5 protein-coding genes are annotated in these 6,473 nt (G+C 64.7%); 3 read left to right on the top strand and 2 right to left on the bottom strand.

Annotation, left to right across the window (positions count from 1 at the left end):
- Positions 1-160: 160 nt before the first annotated feature.
- Positions 161-2,122, bottom strand: coding sequence for an EAL domain-containing protein (locus IVA87_RS12340; RefSeq protein ID WP_247300975.1), 1,962 nt, complete (start codon positions 2,120-2,122; stop codon positions 161-163).
- A gap of 372 nt (positions 2,123-2,494) precedes the next feature.
- Entirely contained in the window at positions 2,495-2,860 is a 366-nt protein-coding gene (locus IVA87_RS12335; protein ID WP_247300974.1) for a nuclear transport factor 2 family protein, read from the bottom strand.
- A 180-nt stretch (positions 2,861-3,040) separates the two neighbouring features.
- On the opposite strand from IVA87_RS12335, the gene IVA87_RS12330 reads away from it, so the two are divergent.
- From IVA87_RS12330 to hemC, 3 genes are read left to right on the top strand one after another with little or no spacing between them, the layout of a single operon-like run.
- Positions 3,041-3,631, top strand: coding sequence for a TetR/AcrR family transcriptional regulator (locus IVA87_RS12330; protein WP_247333689.1), 591 nt, complete (start codon positions 3,041-3,043; stop codon positions 3,629-3,631).
- 55 nt (positions 3,632-3,686) lie between these two features.
- On the top strand, positions 3,687-5,312 hold the full coding sequence (locus IVA87_RS12325) for a choline dehydrogenase (protein WP_247300972.1): 1,626 nt from the start codon (positions 3,687-3,689) through the stop codon (positions 5,310-5,312).
- A gap of 26 nt (positions 5,313-5,338) precedes the next feature.
- The gene (gene hemC, locus IVA87_RS12320; protein WP_247333687.1) at positions 5,339-6,319 is read left to right on the top strand and encodes a hydroxymethylbilane synthase; all 981 of its coding nucleotides are present in this window, start codon (positions 5,339-5,341) and stop codon (positions 6,317-6,319) included.
- Positions 6,320-6,473 lie beyond the last annotated feature (154 nt).

Raw genomic sequence — 6,473 nt, 5'->3', positions numbered from 1 at the left:
TCTCATCCCGACACCGCCTCGATTCGACGCAAAATCAAGCGCGCGGGCTGGGATGATGCCTTCCTCCTCAGTATGCTTCGCCATATGCGATAGCCCTGCCCCGCAAGCGGGAGGGAGCGCACCTCTTTCGTAGCGGCACCGATCTTAACCCGATCGAGTCCTACGCCGCAAAGGTCGCCCGATGTTTCTTGCTGTCCAGCAGCGCCAGCACGGCATCGGCCGCCACCGGCCGGCTGATCAGATAGCCCTGCACCTCGTCGCAGCTGATCTGGCGCAGATATTCGAGTTGGTCGGAGGTCTCGACGCCTTCAGCGACGACACCGATGCGCAGGTCCCGCGCGAGCGAGACCACCGACTTGACGATCGCAGCGCAGTCCGGCTGCACCAGCACGTCGCGGATGAAGGACTGGTCGATTTTGATACGGCTGAACGGCAGCTTGCGTAAATAGGTGAGCGAGGAGAAGCCCGTCCCGAAATCATCGAGCGCCACGGTGACCCCGAGCTCCAGCAGCGCATTCAGGACCGATGCGGCCGAGCCGTATTTAGACAGCAGCATCGATTCCGTGATCTCGATCTCGAGCCGCCTGGGAGAGATCTTCGCGTCGGCAAGCGCCTGCACGATGGTCTGGAGAATGCCGGTGTTGTGAAATTGTGCCGCAGAGAAGTTCACGGCGACCCTAATCTGTTCGGGCCATTGCGCCACCGTCGTGCAGGCGCGGCGGATGACCCATTCGCCGATCTCGTGGATGAGCCCGGTCTCCTCCGCGATCGGTATGAATTCGCTCGGCGGCACCAGTCCGCGTATTGGATGCTGCCAGCGCAGCAGCGCCTCGAAGCCTGTGATGCGGTTGTCGCCCAGACCGAGGAACGGCTGGAACACCAGGAACAGCTCGTCCCTCGCGATCGCGCCCGCGAGGTCCGATTGCAGCGCCTTGCGGTCGCGGGACGCTTTGTCGTCGCTGGTCTCGAAGAAGCAGACCGTGCCGGCTCCCGCCTTCTTGGCGCGATAGAGCGCGGCGTCGGCATTCTTAATGAGGTCGAACGGCGTGTTGCCGTCGCGCGGCGCAAGCACGATGCCGACGCTGGTCGCGCCGACGATCTGGCGGCCCTCGATCTGGAACGATTCGGCGAAGGCCGCGACGAAGCGCTCGGCGATCTCGAGCGCATCTTCTGGCCGCGCCACATTGTTCATGACCAGCGCGAATTCGTCGCCGCCGATGCGCGCGACATGCTCGGCCGCGCGCGTGCAGCGCCGCAGGCGGCTTGCAACCTGGACCAGGAATTCGTCGCCGGCGGGATGACCAAACTGGTCGTTGACCTCCTTGAAGCGGTCGAGGTCGAGCAGCAGCACCGCGAATTCCTCGCCTGATAACGCCAGCCGTTTGAGCGCGGCATCGAGCGTTTCGTTGAACGCGACGCGGTTGGGCAAATGGGTGAGGGGATCCCGCCGCACCGTGCGCTCCGCTTCGAGTTGCTGCATCACGCGATGCGCGAACGAGAACGAATTGACGAACACGCCGCGGAGCAGCACGCTTCCGTAGACCACGACCAGGAATGCGATCAGCAGGAAGGCAAGATCGCCGTTCCGGCACAGGCAGATGGCGATGCCGAGGAAGATGGGCGCCGTGAAGGCGATGGCCGCGATCGGGATCGTCGCGAAGGCCAGCGCGCCGCCCGCCAGCATGCCCGAGCACAGGCAGGTGATGACGAGCTGGCCGCCGGTCGAAGCGTCGGAGAAGAACGCGACTGGGACGATGCCCCAGGCCGCGCCAAGGATGAAGGCGTTGCGCACCAGCCGGTGCATGGCACGGCGCGAGACGAATTGCGGCTTGGTGATGCGGCGCGTGGCGTGGGATTGCAGGCCGAATGCGATCGCGGCGGCGGCCACGGCGACCGCCCAGATCAGGGCCGGCATCCGGTCCGGCGACTGCCACAGCGCGACGGCCAGCACGATGGCGTTGCAGGCATTGGCCAGCATGATGCCGACGGAATAGCCCAGCACCAGCGACATCTGTTCGGCCCTAATATGACCGGCGACGGCCTCGTCGGCTGCAGGACCGCCTAACGCCGACAGATCGCCGGCGAACAGCCGTGCGAAATAGCTGGTCGTTTGAGTCCGCATTCGAGAGCCTGGCAGCGTCCGCCGTTGGTCCGGCTGGAAGCTGAGAATTCGCTACAAACCTTTGACGAACTATGAATTGTCCTCGGCCGCGACCGCCGCCGTGACCACTTCTGCGTGTTCAAACGAGGGTATCGATAACAAATCGATACAAATGCGCGATGGCAGGGGATGTTCGCCCGTAACTCCGCTGTTGTGCCCCGGCTTGCCGCCTTTGCTAAAGCTCCGACGGGCCGAGATACCATTGTGGCCCCGGCGTAGCCTTGGCGGAGACGGGACCGGGGCATCAATACGCCGCGGCCTATCAATTGACTATTGGCGTCTCGGCGTACCGGATCGTCCAGTCAAGCCGGGCGATGACACCGCTGTCCGGAATCATCGCCCCAACTGCTTCGGATCGTAATAGAACCTCTCCTCGATCACCTGATCGCCCCGCCAGGTCTGCCACGCGACCTCGTCGAGCGTCCGGGTGATCCCTTCGGCGTTGGTGAAGCTGAAGCACCAGCGGGTCGCGACATGGTCGCCCTCGATCAGGCTCGGCCCAATGCGCACGGCCTTGACCTCCTTCGAAGCGGCCAGCACGCCGCGCTCCTTGGCGATGAGCTTATCGCGCCCAACCGTCGGAGCAGCGCTGTTCTCGTAGGTGACGGCATCAGGCGCGCAGAACTGTTCAATGGCGCCGATGAAGTCTCCTGCTTCCAGCCGCTGCGCAAACGCTTCGACAATGTCACGACTCGGCAATGGCACACCTCACGAGTAAAACCGACTGATAGTCGGTAAATACCGACCGGTGGTCGAAAAGTCAACTGGCCGCCTGTGCCGAACTCGACTAAAGCGAGAGTGAGTTGAACCGGTGCGAGCCGAGAACTCACCTCTCCCGAAGTTCCGAAGGGAGAGGTATTCTGAACCCAGACGAGACACATGGCAAAGCAGGCGGAGCGGCGGGCGGCGACCATTGAAGCGATCCTGACGGCGGCGCGCCGTCTGTTCGGGACACAAGGCTTCGCCGCCACCACCATGGACGAGATCGCGGAGGCCGCCCGCGTCGCCAAGGGCGCGGTTTATCATCACTTCAAGACCAAGGAGGCGGTGTTCGAAGCCGTGTTCGACCAGGTCTCGCGCGACCTCGTTGTCGAGATCGACAGCGCCGCGCGCGCCGAGAAGGACGTGCTCGCCGCTATGGTTGCCGGTACCCAGCATTACTTTGCGGCGACGGCAAAGGGCCCCACCGGCCAGATCATCCTGCGCGACGGGCCAGCCGTGCTCGGCTGGGAACGTTGGCGCGAGATCGACGCCAAGCATTTCGGTGGCAAGCTGCCGCGCACCCTTGCGGCCGCGATGGAGGCCGGCCTGATCGCGCGACAGCCGGTCGAGCCGCTGGCGCGGCTGCTGCTCGGCGCAGTCACGGAGGCCGCGGTCGCCTGTGCCGGGCGCGCTGATATCGCAAGGGCGGGGGCGGAATATGCCCGTGCGTTCAGGTCGCTGGTCGAGGCGCTGCGCCTGCATGCATGATTGTGCTAAGTGACGAAGCTGGAAACGCCAACACCAACAAAAAGAACAGTAGCGCATGAACGCAAATTCCTCCCACGCGCCGTCCGATCCCGAATTCGACTACATCATCGTCGGTGCCGGCTCGGCCGGCTGCGTGCTCGCCAACCGGCTCTCGGCGAATGGCAAGCACAGCGTGCTGCTGCTCGAAGCTGGCCCGAAGGATTCCAACATCTGGATCCACGTGCCGCTCGGCTACGGCAAGCTGTTCAAGGAAAAGACCGTCAACTGGATGTACCAGACCGAGCCGGAGCCCGAGCTGAAGGGGCGCCAGGTCTTCCAGCCGCGCGGCAAGACGCTGGGCGGCTCCAGCTCGATCAACGGCCTGCTCTATGTCCGCGGTCAGCACGAGGACTACGACCGCTGGCGCCAGCTCGGCAACACCGGCTGGGGTTATGACGACGTGCTGCCCTACTTCAAGAAGGCCGAGAACCAGACGCGCGGTGCCGACCAATATCACGGCAGCGGCGGCCCGCTGCCGGTGTCCGACATGATCGTGACCGATCCGCTGTCGAAGGCGTTCATCGACGCCGCGGTCGAGACCGGTCTGCCCTACAATCCGGATTTCAATGGCGCCACGCAGGAAGGCGTCGGCCTATTCCAGACCACGACGCGCAATGGCCGCCGCGCTTCGACGGCGGTGGCCTATCTCGGCCCCGCCAAGTCGCGCAGCAATCTCAAGATCGAGACCTCCGCACACGCTCGGCGCGTCCTGTTCGAAGGGCGGCGGGCGGTCGGAGTCGAATACCGGCAAGGCGCGGCCTTGCGCCGCGCGCGGGCCCGCAAGGAAATCGTGCTGTCGAGCGGGGCCTACAACTCGCCGCAACTGCTTCAGCTCTCCGGCGTCGGCCCGGCCGATCTCCTCCGCACGCATGGTATCGACGTCGTGCTGGAGGCGCCGGGTGTCGGCCACGATCTTCAGGACCACATGCAGGTCCGCATCGTGATGCGTTGCTCGCAGAAGATCACGCTCAACGACACCATCAATCATCCGCTGCGCCGCACGATGGCGGGCGCACGTTACGCGCTGTTCCGCAAGGGCTGGCTGACGATCGCGGCGGGCACAGCGGGCGCGTTCTTCAAGACCAGCCCGCGGCTCGCTTCGCCCGACATCCAGGTGCACTTCCTGCCGTTCTCGACCGACAAGATGGGCGAGAAGCTGCACGATTTCTCCGGCTTCACCGCCTCCGTATGCCAGCTCCGGCCCGAAAGCCGCGGGACCCTGCGCATCAAAAGTGCCGACCCGACCGTGCCGCCGGAGATCCGCATCAACTACATGTCGACCGAGACCGATCGCACCACCAACGTCGAAGCCCTGAAGATCCTGCGCAAGATCCTGAGCGCAGCGGCGCTGAAGCCGTTCGTCGCTGGCGAGGTCGATCCCGGCACGAAAATATCCACGGATGCCGAGCTGCTCGATTTCTGCCGCGAGCGCGGCAGCACCATCTACCATCCGACCTCGACCTGTCGTATGGGCAACGACGCGCTCGCGGTGGTCGACCAACGGCTGAAGGTGAGGGGGCTTGATGCCCTCCGCGTCGTCGACGGCTCGGTCATGCCGGACCTGGTGTCGGGGAACACCAACGCGCCCATCATCATGATCGCCGAAAAGGCCTCCGACATGATATTGGAGGATGCGCGCTAACCCGCGCGCTTCGAGAGGACAAAGACTTGGCTACGCGATTCAAGATCGGCACCCGCAAGAGCGCGATGGCGCTGGCACAGACGGAAGAGATTGTGCGCTGCCTGACCGCCGCCGTGCCCGATCTCGACGTCGAGATCGTCAAATTCGACACGACGGGCGATCTCGACCAGACCAGCAAGCTCCTGCCCCACGGCGGCAAGGGCGGCGCCTTCGTGGCGCAGATCCGCGCCGCCGTGCTCTCGGGCGAATTGCAGGCGGCGATGCACTCGCTGAAGGACATGCCGGGCAACGAGGACACGCCCGGCCTCGTGATCGGCGCCACGCTCTCGCGCGATCCGCCCAGTGACGCGCTGGTGCTGCGTTATGGCGCGACGCTGGAGACGTTTCGGCAAACGCGCGGCCGAGGCTTCAAGATCGGGACCAATGCCGTACGGCGCGCAGCCTATGCGCGTCGGCTCTTTCCGGAGGCAGAGATCATTCATTTTCGCGGTGCGGCCGACACGCGTGTGCGCAAGCTCGACAACAAGACGAAGCAGCGTCTGCCCGATGGTGGCGAGGTGGGTCCCGCGGATGCGCTGATCATGGCGCGCTCCGGCCTTGATCGCGTCGGCCTTTCCCATCGCATCGCCTACGAATTCACGCCGGCGGAGATGCTGCCCGCCGCAGGCCAGGGCATCGTCGCCGTTGAATGCGCGGCGCAGGATTGGCAGACGCGGCAAATCCTTGCATCGATCGACGATCCCGCCGCGCACGCCTGCGCCAACGCGGAGCGCGAAGTGCTATGGGTGCTCAACGGCCACTGCAATTCGCCGGTGGCGAGCTTTTCGACCATCGCCGGCGATCGGATGTCGCTGACGGCCTCCGTGCTCGACCTCTCCGGCAGCACCATCATCGAGGCCTCGCGTTCAGGCCCCGCCAACCGCCCGCGCGAACTCGGTCGTGCGGTGGGTCTGGATCTGCTGGCCAAGGGTGCCGCCGAGATCATCGAGCGCAGCCGGCCGCACTAGCCTGCCTGTGAGATCATAATCGGCGATGATGTCATCGTGCACCTGTTTTGCCCGTCGAGGCTGGGCAAGAATTACTCGTTAGCGGAGTGAGGCGGGTGCGTGCCGGCCGATTGCGAGCGGAGGCTGTATATTTGTCCAGAAGGCCCCTAGGGCA

Source organism: Bradyrhizobium sp. 147 (genome assembly GCF_023073935.1).
Classification (GTDB): Bacteria; Pseudomonadota; Alphaproteobacteria; order Rhizobiales; family Xanthobacteraceae; genus Bradyrhizobium.
The sequence above is the reverse complement of the archived record's forward strand: the minus strand, read 5'-3'. Positions and strand labels throughout refer to the sequence as shown.